Consider the following 21,282-nt stretch of genomic DNA (forward strand, 5'->3'; position numbering starts at 1 on the left):
AAATGCAGATTGAATATTGGTAAAGTAAGTATGTGAGACTTTATAATGAAGAAAAAAAGAGAAGAGGAGAAAAAGGAAGATGGGGAGTCAAACAGCAGAGCAAAAGCAGGGGATTATATATGCAGCAGGTGCGTATACGATGTGGGGAGTCCTTCCGATTTATTGGAAATGGGTGGAGGAAGTACCGGCAGATGAAATATTAGCGCATCGCATCGTTTGGGCATTTGTTTTTATGTTGTTAGTTTTAGGAGTAACGAAGAGGTTTCGTCAGTTTGGTGGGGAGTTAGTGGCCCTTTTTAAACGACCTAAATTATTAATGTCATTAACAATCGCTTCGGTACTTATTAGTGGAAACTGGTTTGTATACATATGGGCCGTAAATCATAACCATGTAATCGAAGCAAGTCTTGGGTATTATATTAATCCACTTATAAGTATTTTACTTGGTACAGTTGTTTTAAAAGAGAAGCTTAATTTTTGGCAATATATTGCGGTTGGTTTAGCTGGATTGGGCGTTGTTATTTTAACGATACGTTTCGGATCAATTCCATGGGTTTCTCTTTCACTTGCTTTTTCATTTGGATTATATGGATTAACGAAAAAATTATTAAATTATGATGCAACAATTGGGCTTACGATGGAAACGATGTTAGTGACGCCATTTGCACTTATATATTTGTTTATGACAGGAGTTCATGGCTTTGGTTCGTTCGGTTCTATTTCGGCAATATCAACGTTTCTTTTAATAGGGGCAGGTATTGTTACAGCGTTACCACTCTTTTATTTTGCTAAAGGGGCACAACTTATTCCGCTTTATATGATAGGATTTTTACAATACATCGCGCCGACTATTAGTTTAATTTTAGGTGTGTTCGTTTTTGGTGAACATTTCACATCTACTCATATGATTGCGTTTTTCTGTATATGGATTGCTTTATTTGTCTTTTCAATGGCGAAAACAAAGTTTCTACTACAGAAGCAACCAAAATTTATTAAAAATAAATCAGCAAAAGTATCATAATGCGTAGTATTTTCTACGCATTTTTCTTTATACTTATATTATATAGAAATTCCATTATAGTCAGTGAGGAGCTGAAAAACATGGAAACAATTTTACATAATGATCCACTTATAGCAGCTATAATTTCTTGGTTTTTAGCACAGTTAACGAAAGTCGTTTTTAAATTAATAAAAACAGGCGAGTTTGATTTTGCTAAGTTCTTTGCTTCAGGTGGAATGCCAAGTTCGCATGCTTCGACTGTTACTGCACTTGCTACAGGTGTCGGAGTGGTGGAAGGTGTCGAGAGTCCAATATTTGCGGTTGCCGCTATTTTTGCCATTATTGTTATGTACGATGCTTCAGGAGTAAGGCTTGCGGTAAGTAAGCAAGCGAAAATATTGAATGATTTTTTTCATGGTAGACAAACAGAATATAAAAAGTTAAATGAGCTCGTTGGACATACACCGTATCAAGTTGTTGTTGGTGCACTATTAGGAATTGTTGTCGGGGTTGGGTATTGTTTGTAAGCAGAATGTGTGTAATACACGTTCTGCTTTTCTTTGTTTTCATACATATTTAGATGAGTTTTCGAATATCGTATACGGACTTAGAAAGGGTGGGTGAGCGGTGTGCTACTATATGACAAAGTGCATGAGGAGATAGAGCGGAGAACGACTGCACTTCAAACGATGCAAAGGCAAGACGGAACGTGGCAATTTTGTTTTGAAGGAGCTTTGCTAACGGATTGTCACATGATTTTTTTACTCAAATTATTAGGGCGAAATGACGAAATAGAACCGTTTGTGAAAAGGTTAGTATCTCTTCAAACAAATGAAGGGACTTGGAAATTATACGAAGATGAAAAGGGAGGGAATTTATCCGCGACGATTCAAGCATATGCTGCTTTACTTGCTTCGGAAAGATATTCGAAAGAAGCTATGAATATGAGGCGAGCTGAAATGTTTATTAAGGAACACGGGGGAGTTTCTCGTGCCCATTTTATGACGAAATTTTTACTAGCAATTCATGGAGAATATGAATTTCCTGCGCTTTTTCACTTTCCAACACCAATATTATTTTTACAAGATGACTCCCCCCTCAGTATATTTGGGCTAAGCAGCTCAGCGCGTATACATTTAATTCCGATGATGATTTGTATGAATAAGAGATTCCGTGTAGAGAAAAAGTTATTGCCAAATTTAAATCATATTGCAGGCAGGGGTGGGCAATGGTTTCGAGAGGAGCGGTCTCCGCTGTTTCAATCGTTTTTAGGTGATGTGAAAAAGGTAATATCTTATCCATTATCGTTACATCATAAAGGATACGAAGAAGTAGAGCGCTTTATGAAGGAGCGTATAGATGAAAATGGAACATTATATAGTTACGCGAGTGCTACGTTTTATATGATTTATGCTTTGCTTGCATTAGGGCACTCTATTCAGTCTCCAATTATTGAGAAAGCTGTGACAGGATTAAAATCTTATATATGGAAGATGGACAGAGGAAGTCATTTGCAAAATTCTCCTTCTACCGTATGGGATACCGCTTTACTTAGCTATTCATTGCAAGAAGCTAAAGTTACAAATGAAAATAAGATGATTCAAAGGGCGACGGAGTATTTATTGCAAAAACAACAAACTAAAAAGGTAGATTGGAGCGTACATGCATCATCACTTGTAGCTGGCGGTTGGGGATTTTCAGATGTTAATACGACGATCCCTGATATAGACGATACTACAGCTGCCCTTAGAGCGTTAGCGCGAAGTAGAGGGAATGATAGAGTAGATGATGCGTGGGGAAGAGGCGTGGAATGGGTGAAAGGATTGCAAAACAATGATGGAGGCTGGGGAGCTTTTGAACGAGGGGTAACGAGCAAGTTACTATCGAATTTGCCGATTGAAAATGCGAGTGATATGATAACCGATCCGTCCACACCAGATATTACAGGTAGGGTGTTAGAATTATTTGGAACGTATGCACCGAATGAATTGCTTGAAGAGCAAAAAAAGAAAGCTATCAAATGGTTAATGGATGTACAGGAACAGAATGGATCATGGTATGGAAAATGGGGGATATGTTATATATATGGGACATGGGCAACGATGACAGGCTTACGTGCATTAGGAGTGCCTTCTACTCATCCATCGTTGAAAAAAGCAGCTTCATGGCTCGAACATTTGCAGCATGAAGACGGAGGGTGGGGAGAATCCTGTCAAAGTAGTGTAGAGAAAAAATTTATTTCTTTACCTTTTAGTACGCCGTCACAAACAGCGTGGGCACTTGATGCACTCATTTCTTACTACGATCAAGAAACACCGATTATTCGAAAAGGAATTTCATATTTGCTCGCGCAGTCTACTATGAATGAAAAATATCCTACTGGTACAGGGTTACCGGGGGGCTTTTATATTCGCTATCATAGTTATGGGCATATATATCCGTTACTTGCTTTAGCGCACTACGTAAAGAAATATAGAAAATAAACCGAGAGATACTCTCGGTTTATTTTGATGGGTAGTAGGTCCCTGTTGAAAAGAATAAGGAACGTTGTAGTTCCTTATTTTTCTGTTGATTGGCGTTTTTGACGTGCATCAGCGGCATTTGCACGTGCGTTTGCTTCTAAGTCATTGTGGTCAGCGAGTTCGCGAGCGAACTCAACATCAATGCCATCGGCAGCTTTGTTTCGATTTACATTCTTTTTTTTCATTCGACACAATCTCCTTGTGTTTTATGCGGCGTTGCAAAGTTAGTTTGACACAAATAGACTTTTTTATACAAAGAGGATTTGGAAAGCATAGAGCCGAAATATACAATATAACTAATAGAAATGGGGGATAGAGATGGAGTTGTTGAATGGGAAAACAGCTGTTGTAACGGGTGCTGCGCAGGGGATTGGAAAAGAAATCGCACGAGTTTTTGCAAAACTAGGGGCTAAAGTATTAATTAGTGATGTAAATGAAGAGAAGCTACAAGAAACGACACGTGAATTATCAGATGAAGGGTATGATGTGAGTTTATATCGATGTGATGTGAGTAATCAAAATGAAGCGAAGTCGTTAATTGAATATGCGGTGCAAAAATTTGGTACATTACATATTTTAGTGAATAACGCTGGGATTACAAAAGATGCAATGTTACATAAGATGGAGAAATCAGCTTGGGAACAAGTATTACAAGTGAACTTAACTGGCGTTTTTTACTGTATGCAGCCAGCGCTTCTTTATATGAGGCAACAAGGGTATGGGCGGATTATTAATATTTCTTCTATTAGTAGGGAAGGAAATATTGGACAAGCAAATTATGCGGCTACAAAAGCAGGGGTTGTAGGCTTAACAAAAACAGCAGCGAAAGAGGTTGGAAGTTTTGGTATTACGTGTAATGCGATTTGTCCAGGATTTATGGATACTGATATGACAAAAACAATACCGGATAAAGTAAAAGAGAAAATGGTTGGAGCGATTCCAGTTGGAAGAATCGGAACGCCGGAAGATATTGCAAACGCAGCTGCCTTTTTAGCATCAGAGTATGCGTCTTACATTACAGGAGAGGTATTAAATGTGAGCGGTGGGTTGCAAGTGTAAATGAATACATAATGAAAAGAACCTGACCGAGTAGGTCAGGTTCTTTCTCGTTAATTTAAGTTAATCCAAACGCTCTTCACTTCTGTATAGTTGTTCAGCGCGTAAGATCCCATTTCGCGGCCAAGACCGGATTGTTTAAATCCTCCAAATGGAGATGCTGCATCAAAGACGTTATAACAGTTTACCCATACAGTACCAGCACGTACTTTACTTGCAACATAGTGTGCTGTTTTAACATTTTCTGTCCACACACCAGCCGCTAAGCCGAATTGTGATTTATTTGCACGTTCAATCACTTCATCAATATCGTTAAAAGGTATTGCAGAAATAACTGGACCGAAAATTTCTTCTTTTGCGATCGTCATTTCGTCATTTACGTCAGCGAATACTGTAGGAGAAACGAAGTAGCCTTGATCGAATGGATTACTTCCTCCGCAAAGTACTTCAGCGCCTTCTTCAATCCCTTTTTCAATGTAGCTCATTACACGTTTTTGTTGTTCTTCGGAAACGAGAGGACCGATTGTTGTTTCAGGGTTAAGACCGGCACCTTGATTTAGTTTTTTAGAATAGAGGACGAGATCAGCCATGACATTATCATACATTTTCTTTGGGATAAATAGGCGTGATCCAGCAGAGCATACTTGTCCTTGGTTAAACATAACACCAGAAAGTGCACCAGGAATCGCGCGAGATAAGTCGGCGTCTGGTAAAATAATGTTCGGTGATTTACCGCCAAGCTCTAAAGTAACACGTTTCAATGATTCAGATGCTTGTCGCATAATTTGTTTACCGACTGGAGTAGAACCAGTAAATGCAATTTTATCAACGAGTGGATGATTAACAAGTGCTTGTCCAGCTGATTCACCGAATCCAGGAACGATATTAATAACACCTTTCGGGAATCCAGCTTCTTCAATTAATTCAGCTAAATATAGAGCGGATAGTGGAGTTTGTTCTGCAGGTTTTAAAACGATTGTACATCCTGTAGCAAGCGCAGCTCCCATTTTCCACATTGCCATAAGAAGTGGGAAGTTCCAAGGGATAATTTGACCGACGACACCAACAGCCTCATGGCGTGTATAGTTAAAGTAATCACCGGAAACAGGAATTGTTTGACCAACAATTTTCGTCGCCCAGCCAGCATAATAGCGCATATGCTCAATTGCAAGTGGTATGTCTGCCGCCATTGTTTCACGGATTGGCTTTCCATTATCTAACGTTTCGAGCTGTGCGAGCTCTTCTTTATGCTCTTCCATTAAATCAGCGAGCTTGTACATAAGACGGCTGCGTTCAGCGGTGCTCATGCGTGACCAAGGACCTTCATCGAAAGCCATTCGAGCAGCTACCACAGCTTTATGAATGTCTTCGCGACCAGCTTCAGCAACGATAGCGAGTGTTTCACCAGTTGCTGGGTTAGGCGTTTTAAATGTTTTTCCGGAAGCGCTTTCAATGAACGCTCCGTTCACATATAGTTTCTTTGTTCCTTGAAGAAATTTCTCTACCTTTTCATGAAGATTTACAGCTAGTTGACTCATTGTATAACCCCCTTGAAAATATAATTTAAACGCAGTACGAGACGGCGTTTATTCTGAAATCAAGGATGTGGGAACTAGATGAAAAGCCTCTACTTAAAATCATAAATAAAAAACGCTGAAAATTCAAATTTCATTTTTGTTACAATTGTAAAAAATATGTAATGAAACATTGTATTCTATATAATTACAAAAAATCCTGCGCGTTTTTGTTTTCTAGTAGGAAAAACTAGAAAAACAGTGGTACAATTATACATCGTGAGAGGAGGGGGAAAATGAAGAATTATCATGATGATCCGCGCTTTCGAGTTGCCCATAGAGAAGCGTTAATTGGTCTTGGATTAGCTATTATTAATTTTATAATATGGTATGGATTTGCCTATGGGCTTGGAAGTAAGGATCCGAGTGAATATACATATGTATTAGGTTTTCCAGCATGGTTTTTTTATAGCTGTATTGTTGGATTTATCGTAATGGTTATTTTGCTTATTTTAGTTGTTCGTTTTTTATTTCAAGATATTTCACTCGATGAGGAAGAAAAAAGTGAGGAATGATAGATGAATTGGTATGTAATAATCCCAATGATAATTTCTTTTATCGTTGTGTTTTTAATTGGTGTATATGCATCAAGACGTGTACAAGCAACCGCTAATAATAAATTTTTACAAGAATATTTTCTTGGTGGGCGTGAACTTGGTGGCTTATTATTAGCTATGACGATGATTGCTACGTACGGTAGTGCAAGTAGCTTTATCGGCGGGCCTGGTATTGCTTACAATATGGGTCTTGGATGGGTGCTGTTATCAGCGATTCAAGTTGTAACAGGATATATCGTTTTAACGGTTATTGGTAAAAAGTTTGCTATTATCGCTAGAAAGATGGAAGCAATTACGCTTATTGATTATTTAAAGGGCAGATACAATAATAAAGCGGTAGTTGTTCTTTCTGCGTTATGTATTATAATCTTTTTGTTCTCAGCAACAGTAGCCCAGTGGGTTGGCGGTGGACGATTAATTGAGTCGCTAACAGGACTTTCCTACACAACGGCACTATTTTTATTTACATTTTCTGTACTTGTGTATGTGTTAATTGGTGGATTTCGTGCAGTCGCTTTATCAGATACGTTATTAGGAATCATTATGTTAGTCGGAACAACAATCATTTTAATTGCTACTGTCATTGCTGGTGGCGGAGTTGAAAAGATTATGCAGGAACTTATTCAAATTAATCCGAATCTAATAACACCGTTCGGAGCGGATGGAAGTTTAACGAAATCATATGTCACATCATTTTGGATTTTAATTGGGATTGGTGTCGTTGGATTACCGCAAATTAGTGTGCGTGCTATGTCTTATAAAAATTCAAAAGCTATGCACCAAGCATTAATCATTGGAACGGTTGTCGTCGGTACAATTATGATTGGTATGCATTTAACAGGTGTGTTTGCAAGAGTAGTCCTTCCAGGCATAACGGTACCAGATAAAGTAATGCCGCTACTCGCGATGGAAGTGTTGCCACCTTGGTTAGCTGGAGTTTTCTTAGCTGCACCAATGGCAGCGATAATGTCTACTGTGAACTCATTATTATTACTTGTAAGTTCGTCAATTATTAAAGATATATATGTGAACTACATAAATAAAGATGCCGCGGATAGTACGATAAAGAAAGGTAGCCTATTGATTACTGGTATCGTAGGATTACTCGTATATGCTGCCGCTATTAAGCCACCAGACTTTTTAATTTGGTTAAATTTATTTTCTTTCGGTGGTTTAGAAGCAGCGTTCATTTGGCCGATTGTGTTAGGTTTATATTGGAAAAAAGGAAATGCAACTGGAGCTCTCGCATCTATTTTAGTTGGAGTAGGTTCCTATATGTTTATTCACCTTTGCTACCCTAATCCATTCGGTATACATACAGTTGTTTTCCCGATTTGCTTTGCATTTATCTCTTATATAATTGGTAGTATGGTTACGATGAAAAAGGTAGCATAAAAATATAGAAAAACGTAGGAACTTCTAATATGAAGTTCCTACGTTTTTTGTTTATACAAAATTTATCTTTTTCATTCTGTATTCCGTCATGTATTCATAAAGTAATAACAATTGATGGGATGGAGTTGAGGTCTATGAAAAAAATATTATTTTTAGGAGACCCAGGAATTGATGACTCTTTAGCAATTATGTATGGATTATTGCATCCTGATATTGATATTGTTGGAGTAGTAACAGGATATGGGAATGTAACGCAGGAAAAGGCGACGAGTAATGCGGCGTATTTATTGCAAATGGCGGGCCGGGAAGATATACCTGTTATTAATGGAGCGAAAATTCCTTTATCTGGGGAGTTTGTAACATATTATCCGGAAATTCATGGGGTAGACGGTTTGGGACCTATTAAGCCTCCTAAAACTTTTTCTCCCAATATTAAACCTTTTTGTGCATTTTTCGATATCATTGAAAAATATAAAGGAGAACTAATCATTGTTGATGCCGGCAGATCAACAACATTAGCGACGGCATTTATTTTAGAAAAACCAATGATGAAGTATGTGAAAGAATATTATATAATGGGCGGAGCTTTTTTAATGCCCGGAAATGTTACACCAGTCGCGGAAGCCAATTTTCATGGTGACCCAATTGCATCACAATTAGTTATGCAAAATGCAAAAAATGTGACATTAATACCGCTTAACGTTACATCAGAAGCGATTATTACAACGGAGATGGTGAAATACATTACGAAAAACTCTAAAACAAGTTTTAATAAGTTAATCGAACCGATATTTACGTATTATTATAAAGCTTATAAAAAGTTAAATCCCAAAATAACAGGTAGTCCAGTACATGACGTTGTTACAATGATGGTAGCGGCAAATCCATCTCTTTTAGATTACGTGTATCGTCGTGTTGATGTAGATACGGTTGGAGTTGCGAAAGGGGAAAGTATCGCTGATTTTCGCCCGCAACCTGAAGCAAAAGCGTTGAAAAATTGGGTTAAAATTGGCTGGTCTTTACATTATAAAAAGTTTCTAGAGGATTTTGTGAAAATTATGACGTAGACATAATAGTAGCATACAAGTTAAAATAATGGAGATGATTATTTAAACAATCATCTCCATTATTTTGTTTTTAAGAGATAAATAGAGAAGAGTTACACAATAGGAGAGGAATTTTACTTGAAAAAAACTATAGTATGCGCAGTGATTGTGGGTATTTTTGTTTTGCTGATATCAGGTAACTTTTTAGTGAAAAAAGTGTGGAGTTCAAATAATGATGATGCGCAGTACATAGCATCCTTTATTGAAGAACATAAAGATGAAAAGAATAGTGCACTTTTAATAAAAAGAAATGATAAAGTCGTGTATTCTGTAAATCCGGATGTTGTATTGCCAGTTGCTAGTACGATGAAGTTAATTGTGGCGCTTGAATATACGAAACAAGTTACAGAGGGGAAAATCGATCGGTCTAGTTTCGTTTCAATTAATGATGTGAATCGTTATTATGTGCCGGGTACAGATGGTGGTGCACAAGATAGATGGCAAAATTATTTGCAAAAAAAAGAAAAGATAACTGAAGGAGCGGTTTCTTTAGAAGAAGTTGCAAAAGGAATGGTTAAGTTTAGTTCTAATGCAAATACTGAATATTTAATGGAGGTATTAGGATTAGACAATATTAATCGGAATTTACAAAGTTTAGCACTTCCTGCACATCAACCGCTATTTCCGATTGTTTCATCTTTATACATTCCGGGATATTTGCATAAAGAATTACATGTTCCAAAATATAAAATAGAGAAAAAGTTAAAAGAAATGTCTCAAGAGCAATATCGTGAATATGCTATGATTATTCATGAACGCTTAAAAAAGAAGGGACCATTATTACAGAAGGAAATTCCTCTGTATTTAGAGGAACGTTACGACAAAATTTGGTCGGATAGATTGCCGGCTGCTTCCGCTAACGATTATATGGTACTGCTTCAAAAGGCAAATCATCAAGGTGGTCTTACAGAAGCGGAAGAAAAAGTGTGGGCGAATATCGTTGAAACAGATATGAGCGCAAAGAAATATCGTAAAACATTCAGGCATGCTGGACAAAAGAATGGTTATACACCATGGACGGTAACAAAAGCAGTTTATGCAATGGATAAACGCGGAAACTGTACAGAAATTGTTTTCTTGGCAAATAATTTAAATGAAGATGACAGTGCTGAAATACGTAAACATTTAGCAAATCTACACTTTCAAGTGTTGCAAAGTGATAAGTATGATGCGACTTTTATTAAATAAACTCGGTGCTATGAGCGCCGAGTTTATTTTTATGTACAAGCACTTTTTCACCATCCTTGGGTATGATGGGTAGTAACACTTAGGCGAAAGGGGAAAAGGTGATGAAACAGAGTAAAGAAGAGTTTATTAAGAATGAAGGCGCTGATTTCCCTGGGAAAGCATATGTAGATTGTGTATTACAGCACGTATTTAATTTTCAGCGTAATTATTTATTAAAAGATATGTTTCAAGTGCATAGGGCACATATTGCTATGTTAACTGAAGAGAAGTTAATGAAAAGAGAAGAAGCGAAAGTTATATTAATCGCACTTAAAAAAGTAGAGGGGATTCCAAAGGAGAAGTTGCTATATACAGAGCAACATGAAGATCTTTTTTTCTTAGTTGAACATTTGCTTTCTCAAGAAGCAAAGTGTGAATTTGTAAGTAATATGCATATCGGTAGAAGTAGAAATGATATGGGTGTAACGATGTATCGCATGAGTTTACGGCAATTTGTATTGCGGTTAATGGAACATCATTTATTGCTGCAAGAAAGTATGCTGGAGCTCGCCGGTGAACATATGGAAACAATTATGCCCGCGTATACACATACACAACCGGCGCAGCCGACAACATTTGGTCATTATATTTTGGCAATTTATGATACGATGCAACGAGATTTAGAAAGAATGAAAAAAGCGTATCATCTTTTAAATCATTCCCCAATGGGGGCAGCTGCCCTTTCTACAACAAGCTTCCCAATTAAGAGAAAACGAGTGGCACAGTTACTTGGGTTTACAAATGTAATTGAGAACTCATATGATGCTGTTGCTGGAGCAGATTATTTATTAGAAGTTAGCTCGTTACTAATGGTTATTATGACGAATACGAGTAGATGGATTCATGATTTTTTACTATTAGCGACGAAAGAATATGATGGGATTACTGTAGCGAAGCCATATGTGCAAATAAGTAGTATTATGCCGCAAAAACGAAATCCTGTTTCAATAGAACATGCCCGTGCTATTACGAGTAGTGCTTTAGGGGAAGCATTTACTGTATTTCAAATGATTCATAATACACCATTTGGCGATATTGTCGATACGGAGGATGACTTGCAGCCGTATTTATATAAAGGAATCGAAAAGGCGATTCGTGTTTTTTGTATGATGAACGCAGTTATTCGAACGATGAAAGTAGAAGAGGAAACGTTAAAAAGTCGTTCATATAAACACGCGATTACGATTACAGATTTCGCAGATGTTTTAACAAAAAACTATGAAATACCATTTCGGCATGCACATCATGCAGCAAGTGCGATTGCAAATATGTCATTGGAGCAGAAAAAGGAGTTACATGAATTAAATTTCAAAGACATAAATGTATACTTACAAGAAAATTTGAAAGTAAATTTATTAGAAGAAGAGTGGAAAGAAATTATATCACCAGAAGCTTTTATTCAAAAAAGAAATGTATATGGTGGACCGAGTAAAAAAGAGATGGAGCGTATGATTAAAAATCGAAAAGAGTCATTTCAAAAAGAAGAAGAGGTATTTGAAAAGGAAAAACAAAGAATTTTACAAGCTGAAAATGATTTGAATACGTTAGCTTCGAACATTATTGAATCGTAAAAGAAGGATTTAATGAATTAATCGCCAATACTTAATTTAAATATAAATCGAGGGAAGAGATTGTCGATGATTCAATTACATGTATATGAAGAGATTCTTAATTTTACAGAAGAGGTTACACCATTTTTAGAGAAGAATGAGCAGGAAAATAATCTCATATTAGGTGTATTACAAATGGTCCAAGAACCGATATTTATAGGAGTAGCAAAACAAGAGGAAGAAATTGCAGCTGTATTTCTTCAAACAGAAGAAAAGAAACAAATAATTGTTGCTACGTCTGAGATTTCGGCAGTAGCTATTAAGGAACTTGCAAAAGAGTTAACGAAAGTATATCCAAATATTCCTGGATTGATTGGTAATAAAAAAATCGTACAGAAATTAGCGGAAGAGATTGCAGTGTTAGAGAATAAGAAAACTAATGTTGCAATGGAGCAAGGTATATATGAATTAAAACAAGTAAAGAAAAAATGGAACGGAGATGGAATCTTTCGAGAAGTAAGTAGTGATGAGCTAACATTAATAGAGCAGTGGATATATCAATTTTGCGAAGATGTGAAGCTTCCTACTACGAAAGAAGAAGCGAAACAAACTGCTCATACATTAATTACTAATCATCGTCTATTTGGTTTAGAAGTAGACGGGAAGATTGTTTCTGTAGCTGCAAAAACGAGACCGACTACAAACAATATAACAGTTAATTTCGTATATACACCGAAAGAAGCTCGGAAAAAAGGGTACGCATCTAGTTGTGTCGCTGCACTTAGTCAACGTATGTTAGATGAAGGCTACAAAACAACGACATTATATACGGACCTGGCAAATCCAACATCAAATAAAATTTATCAAGAGATTGGTTATGAGAAGATGATGGAGTCTGTACTCATATTTTTAGAGAAATAGAATGAAAAGGCACGCTATTATAGCGTGCCTCTTTGTTATTCATCAATTCGAATTACTTCACCCTGCGGGAAGTCCTCCGTTTCTAGTAAGTTACGAATAGCTTTCGCAACATATTCAGGTGATAATAGCTTTCCTTCTTCTTTTAATGAGATGAAGCGGTCTAAATTTGTGAAGTCTTCTTTATTTGTTTCACGAATTTGTGTTTGCATATTTGTATCAACAACACCTGGTGCAAAAGAAACGATTTTTACAGGGTATTCTTTTTCTACTTCTTCAGTAGCTACGCACTGCGTAAACATATTTACACCGGCTTTCGTTGTACAATAAGCGCCCCATCCAAAATAAGGGTTTTTCCCTGCTCCAGACGAAATATTTATAACTCGTTTATCTATTTTCCAGTTTTTCGTATGTTTCATGAAAGTAGATGTAAGAATTATAGGTGCAAGTAAATTAATGTGAACGTTCGTAATGAATTGTTCGCTTTCTGCTTTTTCAATTGGCATCATTGGTGCGACTGTGCCTGCATTATTAATTAAATGAATAGATGAAACTTTGTCTTCTTCTATAGATGAAACGACTTCGCTAAAACGAGTTTCTAAATTATGTACATCTTGAAGATCTACGGAATGGAAAATACAAGTACTGTTTTTTTGCTCTGCGAGTTTAGTAAGCTCTTTATTTTCTCTTCTAGAAATAGAGATGATGGTTGTGTTTTCTTCTAACAATTGTGCGGCGATTGCCTCACCTAAACCTTGTGAAGTTCCTGTTACGATAACGTAGCGCATAGTTTTATAAACTCCTCTCGTATGTGCGGAATTTTTTTGGACAACGTACACTCTATAGTTTGTCTACATTTTATAGTATAGAGCACTTTTTACTATAAATGAAATGAGATGATTACGTGCCTTTTTTGAATCGCTTTACAACAACAGTAACTGGTGCCGTCACGTTCACTGGGAATACGTTGGGACTTAGTCCTACATCGCCTGCGCCAGGTAATATTTTTGGTACACTTGCTGTATTTACGACAGTAAATACGTCGTTACAAGTACCAGGATTCCCAGCAGGAACAACGGATGACTGGCAATTGAATTCTTCAAGTGCAATTTTAAACCTTCCGGCAGGGAGTAGTATTTTGTATGCAGAGTTGGTTTGGGCTGGTACTTTCCGGACTGATACGGAAGATGTATTACCATTTTTAAATGATAATATTACATTTACAACACCAGCAGGAACATTTTCAGTTACGCCAGACCCTGCTACCGCGCAGCAAGGTTCGGTAGGAAACCAGTTTTATTATGCTCGCTCTGCTAATGTAACGAATCTTGTAAGTGCAGGTGGGGCAGGCACATATACAACAGGTGCCGTGCCAGCTGCAAGAACTTCAGCTGATCCAACAATCAGTCGTTCAGCTGGCTGGACGCTTGAGGTAGTTTATCAAAATGCAAGTTTACCACTTCGGAATTTGTCAGTATATGCAGGTCAAGAAATTATCGATGCTTCATCCCCGCCAGTTGATGCTACTATTTCAGGATTTGCTACTCCAGCAACAGGAGCTGTTACAGGAAGAGTGCTCGTAACTGCTCAAGAAGGTGATTCTAACATTGTTGGAGATCAGCTTCGCTTTGGACCGAATGCAAATGCTACAGTCGCATTATTCGGACCGAGAAACCCCGCGAATAATTTCTTTCAATCACAAATTTGTAATGATAGTGGCAATCTAGATACGAGCGGCACATTTGGAGATTTGAATCAGCCGTTAGGAATTGCTTTAGCAGTCCGAAGACAAGGGTGGGATATTACGAATGTAGACGCCTCATCTTCTTTAGTAAACAATCAGACGTCAGCAACTGTTCGCTTTGTCACAAATGGAGATGGATACGCTGCAGCTGGTTTTGGTGTTCAAATTGATGCGACAGGTCCAATCATTAATCCTGTTAAATCGGTTAATAGAACAGTTGCAGGGGTAGGGGATACTCTCACCTATACGATTACGGTCCCGAACACAGGAACAGGAAGTGCAGAAAACGTTGTATTACAAGATAGTATTCCGAACGGAACGACATTTGTAGTAGGTAGTGTAACGGTAGGTGGAGTAACACAACCGAGTGCGAATCCAGCGAATGGAATTAATTTAGGTACAATCCCAAATAACACGCAAAGAATTGTTACATTTCAAGTTCGAATAACATCGTTCCCGAACCCAAACCCTATTCCAAATCGTGCAATGGTGTCATATCAATTCCGTCCTTTTGTCGGTAGTCCCCCTATTACAAGTACGTCTTCTTCAAATACAGTACAAACGACAGTGAATCAAGCAACTATAAGTATGCAAAAATCTGTAGACCTACAGACGGCAACGCTTAATGACGTATTAACGTACACAGTTAATGTCACGAATAATGGGAATGTTGCTGCAAACAATGTTATTTTTGTTGATAGTATCCCTGCAGGAACAACATTTGTCGCAAATAGTGTTACGGTAAATGGAGTAGCACGTCCAGGAGCGAATCCATCAAGTAGTATTAATCTTGGAAGTATTAATGCTTCACAAACGACTGTAGTGCGCTTTCAAGTTCGAGTAACATCTAATCCTCTTGTAAATCCAATTCCGAACCGTGCAAGTGTAACATTTAACTTTACTCCAGTGCCTGGCCAACAACCAATTTCAGGTCAAGCGACAAGTAATACTGTATTTACTACTATTAATATAGCTGATATAAGAACGAGAAAAACAGTGGATAGAGCTTTTGCGACAGTTAATGACGTTCTTACGTACACCGTTACAATTGAAAATACAGGAAATGTACTTGCGACAAATGTTATTTTTCAAGATCCGATTCCAACTGGAACGACTTTTATTCCAAATAGTGTGACTGTAGATGGGGTTTCACAGCCTGGAGCAAATCCTGCGACTGGGTTTACGGTAGCGAATATATCTCCAGGTGGAAGTAGGACAGTGACTTTTCAAGTACAAGTCACATCTACGCCATCAGGAGGGACGATTGCGAATCGTGGAAATGTATCGGCTAATTTCGTCGTTATTCCGAATCAGCCGCCAGTAACGATTAATAGACAAACGAATACAGTTGTAACACAAGTTAATACAGGTGGTTTAAATGTAATAAAGGAAGTGAATACAACGCAAGCGGCAGTAGGGGACACTTTAACATACACGATTGCCGTCCAAAATACAGGAAACGTTCCGTTAACAAATGTGTTTTTCCAAGACACTATTTCTTCCGCTGTTTCATTTGTTGCGAATACTGTAACGATTAATGGAGTACCGCAAAGTGGATTGAATCCGAATACAGGATTTTCTCTTCCAAATATTCCTGCGGCTCAAACCGTTGTAGTCACATTTGACGTATTAATTGTACAGGATCCAGAAAATGAAGATATTTTAAATCAAGCAAATGTAACAGCAAGTTTTCAAGTGAATCCGAGCGAACCGCCAGTAACAATTAATGTTCCTAGTAACATTGTGAATACAACTGTACAATCAGGGAATTTTGAAGTTGTGAAAGCAGTGAATACGGATGTTGCAACGGTAGGGGATGTTTTAGTATATACAATCGAAGTCATAAATGCAGGTAGTGTACCAGCTACAAATGTATTTTTCCAAGATTCAATTCCACAAGGGACATTATTTATTGAAAACAGTGTATTTGTTAATGGTGTTTTACAAGAAGGGGCAGATCCAGAACTTGGATTCCCATTAAATAATTTGCCTACTGGCGCGAGTGTAATTGTTACGTTTGAAGTATTAATTGATGAAATTCCCCAAGGAAATAATGTCGTAAATAATGCGAATGTAACTGGAGATTTCCTTGTAAATCCAACAGAGCCACCGATTACTGTAACAGTACCAAGTAATACTGTTATGACAGTCGTGAATTCTTCAGGGTTAAATGTAATGAAGAGCGTAAGCGCTACTGAAGCAGGAGTAGGAGATACGTTAACGTATACAGTTCGTATACAAAATAGTGGAACAGTAGCAGCGACAAATGTATCATTCCTTGATCCAATTCCATCTGGAACAACGTTTGTAGCAAATAGTGTAACAATAAACGGGATATCTCAACCCGGTTTAAACCCAACAACTGGATTTCCACTTGCTAATATTCCAGTAGGAGGGATGGTAACAGTTACTTTTCAAGTGACGATCACGAGTGTACCACCAAATAGAGTTCTTCCGAATAATGCGAATGTAACTGCGGATTTCCAAGTAAGTCCTCTCCAGCCACCAATTACAATTGTAACGATTAGTAATATTGTTGTGACGCGAGTGAATGTAGGATCAATTAATGTAATAAAGAGTGTAAACACACCGCAAGCAGGTGTAGGAGATACGTTAACGTATACGATTCTTATTCAAAATACAGGAACTGTTCCTGCAACAAATATTATTTTTCAAGATCCGATTCCTGTTGGAACTGCGTTTGTAGCGAATAGTGTCACGATAAATGGAGTTGTTCAGCAAGGTGCAGACCCTGTGGTAGGTTTTCCAGTTCCGAATATTCCAGTTGGGCAAACCGTTACAGTTACGTTTCAAGTTATAGTGACGAGTGTCCCGAGTGGTGGAAATATTAGAAACCAATCAAACGTTACTGCAAGTTTTCTTATAAATCCAGCTAATCCTCCAATAACGACTGTTACGAATAGCAATTTCGTCGTGACGCAAGTAAACACAGCACAGTTAAATATACAAAAATCTTCATCTGTACAACAAGCGGCACTTGGAGAAATTTACACGTATTCTGTTGTCATTAGAAATAATGGAACGGTAACAGCAACGAATGTCTCTTTCATTGATCCAATTGCTCCAGAAACAACATTTGTAGCAAATAGTGTAACGATAAATGGAACTCCTCAACCTGGATTTGATCCAAATATAGGTTTTACGCTTCCTAATATAGCTGCTGGCACATCATTGACTGTAGCGTTCCAAGTAACAGTAGTTGCGCCATCCACGCGTGGAGCCGTACTAAACACGGCAGCTGCTACGGCCACTTTTTTATTAAATCCTTTACAGCCCCCTGTAACAACGACAAATTCAAGTAATACGACAGTAGTTACGATACCGTTACCTCCTCCTGGTGAAGTAACAGCAACCAAAACAGTTGACGTTGCAACTGGAGCGGTTGGGGATGTATTAACGTATACCGTGCTAATTTCAAACGTAGGAATTATACCTGTTACAGATGTGTTCTTCCAAGATGTCATACCAGAAGGAACGACATTTGTAGAAGATAGTGTAACGATAGGTGGGGTGCAGCAACTTGGTTTAAATCCAGAAATAGGATTTACAGTTACTCCATTATTAATTAATGGTGGAAGTATTGAGGTAACGTTCCGAGTGACGATTACAGAAATTCCAGATAATGAAGTCATATTAAATGATGCAGACGTTACATTTACTTCACAACCAAATCCGCAGGAACCACCGATTACGGAAACGATATTAACAAATTTAGTCGTTACGACAATTAATATAGCGTTTATTTTTCCGTTAAAACTAGTAGATAAAGAAGTAGCGACTGTAGGAGAAATTTTAACGTATGATGTATTGATTTTTAATTTTGGAACAGTGGCAGCGACGAATGTTCAATTTATAGATACTACTTCCGCGGGTGTAGCATTTGTACCAGGAAGTGTGAGCATAAACGGGGTACCAGCACCAGGATTAGATCCTTTTATCGGTTTTACAGTTCCAGATATACCTGTAGATGATTTTGTACTTGTCACATATCAAGAGATGGTAACGAGCATACCAGAAGGTGGAACAGTTGTTAACTTTGTAGATGTTACGGCTACATTTGCTGTAAGTGAAACAGAGCCGCCTATTACTGAAACAACGACAAGTAACACGACATTAACCGAAATAAATGAACCTGGTTTGAATGTTTTAAAATCAGTAAGTGAGCCAATTGTTGCAGTAGGCGATACAATCACATATACGACAGTAGTTCAAAATACAGGGACAGTGACAGCGACGAATATTCAATATAGTGATGTATTACCTTCCTCTATAGCATTCGTGCCGAATAGTGTAACGATAGGTGGTGTGATACAACCTGGGTTCAATCCTAATAATGGATTCCCACTTCCAGATATAAATTCAGGGGGAAGTGTAGAAGTCACGTTCCAAGTAACCGTTGTTAGTGTTCCATCAAACGGAACAATTGCCAATACGGCAAATGTTACTGGAAGCTTTATATTAGTACCAGGAGAACCACCAGTTATAGTAAATCAGCCAAGTAACACAACGCTCACAACTGTAAATAGAGGACGCTTTAATGTTATTAAACAAGTCAATAGAGCTGCTACCTTAGTTGGAGATGTATTAACGTATACAGTGCAAATAACGAATACAGGAACAGTAACAGCTAACGATGTTCAGTTTATTGATACGATTTCAGCAGGAGCGTCATTTGTACCAAATAGTGTAACGGTAAATGGAACTCCGCAACCTGGTTTGAATCCGATTACTGGGTTTGGAATTGGCGATATACTTGTTGGCAATACGACTATAGTGACGTTCCAAGCGATAGTGACAAATATTCCATCTTCAGGAACGATAACGAATGTTGCAAATATAACAGGAAGTTTTACTTTAGTACCAGGAGAACCACCAGTTGTAGTAACAGAGCCGAGTAATACGACAATAACAAGGGTAAATAGAGGGCGATTCAATGTTATAAAAACTGTCAACAAACAGGCGACACGATTAGGAGATACGTTAACGTATAGTGTGCAAGTTACAAATACAGGAACGGTAACAGCGACAAATGTGCAATTTATTGACGTTCCATCACCTAGTTTAGAATTCGTTCCAGGGAGTGTACAGATAAATGGGATTCCACAAGTAGGTTTAGATCCTTTTGTAGGCTTTTCATTACCGGATCTTGCAGTAGGAGATAGCATACTAATCACATTTGAAGTAAATGTAATCGTAATTCCGCCTTCTAGTAGCATTATGAATACAGCGAGAGTAACTGGTGATTTCGAATTGATTCCAGGAGAACCACCGTTTACAATTACGAATTCCAGTAATACGACAGTCACACCAGTAAATAGAGGCAGTTTAGATATGCTGAAAGAAGTAGATCATTCAATTGTTGGAGTAGGAGAAACGGTAACGTACCGTGTTCGCATATTAAATACTGGTACGGCTGATGCAATGAATGTTCAATTTATTGATGTGTTATCTCCGGAAGCGGCTTTTGTACCAAATAGTGTAACGGTAAATGGAGTAGCACGTCCAGGAGTAAATCCGCAGGTTGGATTTACGATTTTAGACATTCCAGTCGGTGAGACGGCGATTGTAACATATGAAGCTACAATTACAAGTTTTCCAGATGGTGGTACAGTGGTGAACGTTGCTGGGGCATCGGCAGAATATATTTTAGTACCAGGGGAACCGCCAGTTACAGTGATGGACACGAGTAATACAGTTATTGTAACGGTAAATACTGCAATCTTATTTGTTGCAAAAGGAGCAAACTTTGAAGTAGCAATGGTAGGAGATGTTGTCACTTACGGAATTGCTGTTATAAATGATAGTACAGTTCCTGTGACGAATATTATTTTAACAGACATCATTGACCCAAATACGTTATTTATAAATGGCACGGTAACGGTAAATGATGTACCTTTTCCATTTGCCAATCCGAATACCGGTATCCTTTTAGGTGATTTTCAGCCGAATGATGCAGCAATTATTAATTTCCAAGTTGTAATAACAGGAGGGCAAATAAATAACTTAGTAACAAATACAGCTATAGCGAATGGGCTTGCAACTGTAAATCCTAATGAGCCGCCAGTAGTAGTTGAAGGCGATAGTAATACAGTTGTTATCCCGTTTATTCCTCAAAATGTTTCAACAACAGTCGTAAAAACGGCAGATCTTCAATCAGCAACGATAGGCGATGTTATTACGTTTACGACAGTTATTACGAATACGGGGGATACAGCGATACAAAATATTCGTTTTCAAGATATGTTAGATAGTAGTTTTCGATTTGTTCCTGGAAGTGTAACTGTTGATAATACGCCAGTGCCAAATGTAAGCCCAGTATCAGGGTTTCTTATAGGAAGTTTAAATCCAGGTGAAGCACGGACAGTTTCGTTCCAAGTAACAGTTCAGAGTGCACCAAGTGGTTCAGGAAATTATATTAATCAAGCGAGTATTCGCTTCGAACATCAAGTAGGCACAGTATTGCCACCTGTTACACAAATAATAGATAGTAACATAGTTGTCATTCCATTTGTTCCAACGATAGAACAAATTTGTGAAACAAACTTTAATTGTTTAGACAAAATTCCATTTCACTGTTCTCCGTGTAATCAGTTGCGAATAAATAAAAAATAA

The 21,282-nt window shown here is 37.8% G+C and carries 14 protein-coding genes; 11 read left to right on the plus strand and 3 right to left on the minus strand.

Translation table 11 applies throughout. From position 1 onward, the window contains the following. Positions 1 to 79: 79 nt before the first annotated feature. The 3 genes from rarD (at position 80) to JFU18_RS25315 (ending at position 3,483) form a co-directional block, all read left to right on the plus strand. Positions 80 to 1,021, plus strand: coding sequence for an EamA family transporter RarD (gene rarD / locus JFU18_RS25305; RefSeq protein WP_085312093.1), 942 nt, complete (start codon positions 80 to 82; stop codon positions 1,019 to 1,021). 80 nt (positions 1,022 to 1,101) lie between these two features. After that, a complete protein-coding gene (locus JFU18_RS25310) occupies positions 1,102 to 1,527 on the plus strand; it encodes a divergent PAP2 family protein (RefSeq protein WP_000447809.1) in 426 nt (141 codons plus the stop codon). A 102-nt stretch (positions 1,528 to 1,629) separates the two neighbouring features. After that, positions 1,630 to 3,483 (plus strand): terpene cyclase/mutase family protein, encoded by a 1,854-nt coding sequence (locus JFU18_RS25315; protein WP_201031572.1) that lies wholly within the window; start codon positions 1,630 to 1,632, stop codon positions 3,481 to 3,483. 74 nt (positions 3,484 to 3,557) lie between these two features. Here the strand turns inward: JFU18_RS25315 and JFU18_RS25320 are convergent, their stop codons facing one another. Then, positions 3,558 to 3,707 (minus strand): YfhD family protein, encoded by a 150-nt coding sequence (locus JFU18_RS25320; protein WP_002066466.1) that lies wholly within the window; start codon positions 3,705 to 3,707, stop codon positions 3,558 to 3,560. A gap of 133 nt (positions 3,708 to 3,840) precedes the next feature. Here JFU18_RS25320 and fabG point away from each other — a divergent pair, with 133 nt between their 5' ends. Then, positions 3,841 to 4,581: a 3-oxoacyl-ACP reductase FabG gene (fabG, locus tag JFU18_RS25325; RefSeq protein WP_002137674.1), complete on the plus strand. Its 741-nt coding sequence runs from the start codon at positions 3,841 to 3,843 to the stop codon at positions 4,579 to 4,581. Between the two features lie 50 nt (positions 4,582 to 4,631). Here the strand turns inward: fabG and dhaS are convergent, their stop codons facing one another. After that, positions 4,632 to 6,116: an aldehyde dehydrogenase DhaS gene (gene dhaS / locus JFU18_RS25330; RefSeq protein WP_002014355.1), complete on the minus strand. Its 1,485-nt coding sequence runs from the start codon at positions 6,114 to 6,116 to the stop codon at positions 4,632 to 4,634. A 272-nt stretch (positions 6,117 to 6,388) separates the two neighbouring features. On the opposite strand from dhaS, the gene JFU18_RS25335 reads away from it, so the two are divergent. The 6 genes from JFU18_RS25335 to JFU18_RS25360 all read left to right on the plus strand — a co-directional run bounded on the left by JFU18_RS25335 (position 6,389) and on the right by JFU18_RS25360 (position 12,908). Further along, positions 6,389 to 6,667, plus strand: a complete 279-nt coding sequence (locus JFU18_RS25335; RefSeq protein ID WP_002014357.1) for a YhdT family protein — start codon at positions 6,389 to 6,391, stop codon at positions 6,665 to 6,667. A 3-nt stretch (positions 6,668 to 6,670) separates the two neighbouring features. Then, entirely contained in the window at positions 6,671 to 8,104 is a 1,434-nt protein-coding gene (gene panF, locus JFU18_RS25340; protein WP_002087740.1) for a sodium/pantothenate symporter, read from the plus strand. 134 nt (positions 8,105 to 8,238) lie between these two features. Then, on the plus strand, positions 8,239 to 9,171 hold the full coding sequence (locus JFU18_RS25345) for a nucleoside hydrolase (protein WP_201031571.1): 933 nt from the start codon (positions 8,239 to 8,241) through the stop codon (positions 9,169 to 9,171). 117 nt (positions 9,172 to 9,288) lie between these two features. After that, the gene (locus JFU18_RS25350) at positions 9,289 to 10,398 is read left to right on the plus strand and encodes a serine hydrolase (protein WP_201034205.1); all 1,110 of its coding nucleotides are present in this window, start codon (positions 9,289 to 9,291) and stop codon (positions 10,396 to 10,398) included. 101 nt (positions 10,399 to 10,499) lie between these two features. Beyond that, positions 10,500 to 12,008, plus strand: a complete 1,509-nt coding sequence (gene argH / locus JFU18_RS25355) for an argininosuccinate lyase (RefSeq protein WP_201034204.1) — start codon at positions 10,500 to 10,502, stop codon at positions 12,006 to 12,008. A 66-nt stretch (positions 12,009 to 12,074) separates the two neighbouring features. Beyond that, a complete protein-coding gene (locus JFU18_RS25360) occupies positions 12,075 to 12,908 on the plus strand; it encodes a GNAT family N-acetyltransferase (RefSeq protein WP_002014365.1) in 834 nt (277 codons plus the stop codon). Between the two features lie 35 nt (positions 12,909 to 12,943). Here the strand turns inward: JFU18_RS25360 and JFU18_RS25365 are convergent, their stop codons facing one another. Beyond that, entirely contained in the window at positions 12,944 to 13,693 is a 750-nt protein-coding gene (locus JFU18_RS25365) for a (S)-benzoin forming benzil reductase (RefSeq protein ID WP_201031568.1), read from the minus strand. Between the two features lie 116 nt (positions 13,694 to 13,809). Between JFU18_RS25365 and JFU18_RS25370 the strand changes: the two genes are divergently transcribed. Next, positions 13,810 to 21,282 (plus strand): DUF7507 domain-containing protein, encoded by a 7,473-nt coding sequence (locus JFU18_RS25370; protein ID WP_201034203.1) that lies wholly within the window; start codon positions 13,810 to 13,812, stop codon positions 21,280 to 21,282.

It is taken from the genome of Bacillus sp. TH22 (assembly GCF_016651015.1).
Taxonomy (GTDB): domain Bacteria; phylum Bacillota; class Bacilli; order Bacillales; family Bacillaceae_G; genus Bacillus_A; species Bacillus_A mycoides.

Excerpts from the sequence above, each read along its gene's own strand:
- JFU18_RS25345 (WP_201031571.1), top strand. The coding sequence starts at position 8,239 with ATGAAAAAAATATTATTTTTAGGAGACCCAGGAATTGATGACTCTTTA.
- argH (WP_201034204.1), top strand. The coding sequence starts at position 10,500 with ATGAAACAGAGTAAAGAAGAGTTTATTAAGAATGAAGGCGCTGATTTC.
- JFU18_RS25335 (WP_002014357.1), top strand. The coding sequence starts at position 6,389 with ATGAAGAATTATCATGATGATCCGCGCTTTCGAGTTGCCCATAGAGAA.
- dhaS (WP_002014355.1), bottom strand. The coding sequence starts at position 6,116 with ATGAGTCAACTAGCTGTAAATCTTCATGAAAAGGTAGAGAAATTTCTT.
- rarD (WP_085312093.1), top strand. The coding sequence starts at position 80 with ATGGGGAGTCAAACAGCAGAGCAAAAGCAGGGGATTATATATGCAGCA.
- JFU18_RS25310 (WP_000447809.1), top strand. The coding sequence starts at position 1,102 with ATGGAAACAATTTTACATAATGATCCACTTATAGCAGCTATAATTTCT.
- fabG (WP_002137674.1), top strand. The coding sequence starts at position 3,841 with ATGGAGTTGTTGAATGGGAAAACAGCTGTTGTAACGGGTGCTGCGCAG.
- JFU18_RS25365 (WP_201031568.1), bottom strand. The coding sequence starts at position 13,693 with ATGCGCTACGTTATCGTAACAGGAACTTCACAAGGTTTAGGTGAGGCA.
- panF (WP_002087740.1), top strand. The coding sequence starts at position 6,671 with ATGAATTGGTATGTAATAATCCCAATGATAATTTCTTTTATCGTTGTG.
- JFU18_RS25320 (WP_002066466.1), bottom strand. The coding sequence starts at position 3,707 with ATGAAAAAAAAGAATGTAAATCGAAACAAAGCTGCCGATGGCATTGAT.
- JFU18_RS25360 (WP_002014365.1), top strand. The coding sequence starts at position 12,075 with ATGATTCAATTACATGTATATGAAGAGATTCTTAATTTTACAGAAGAG.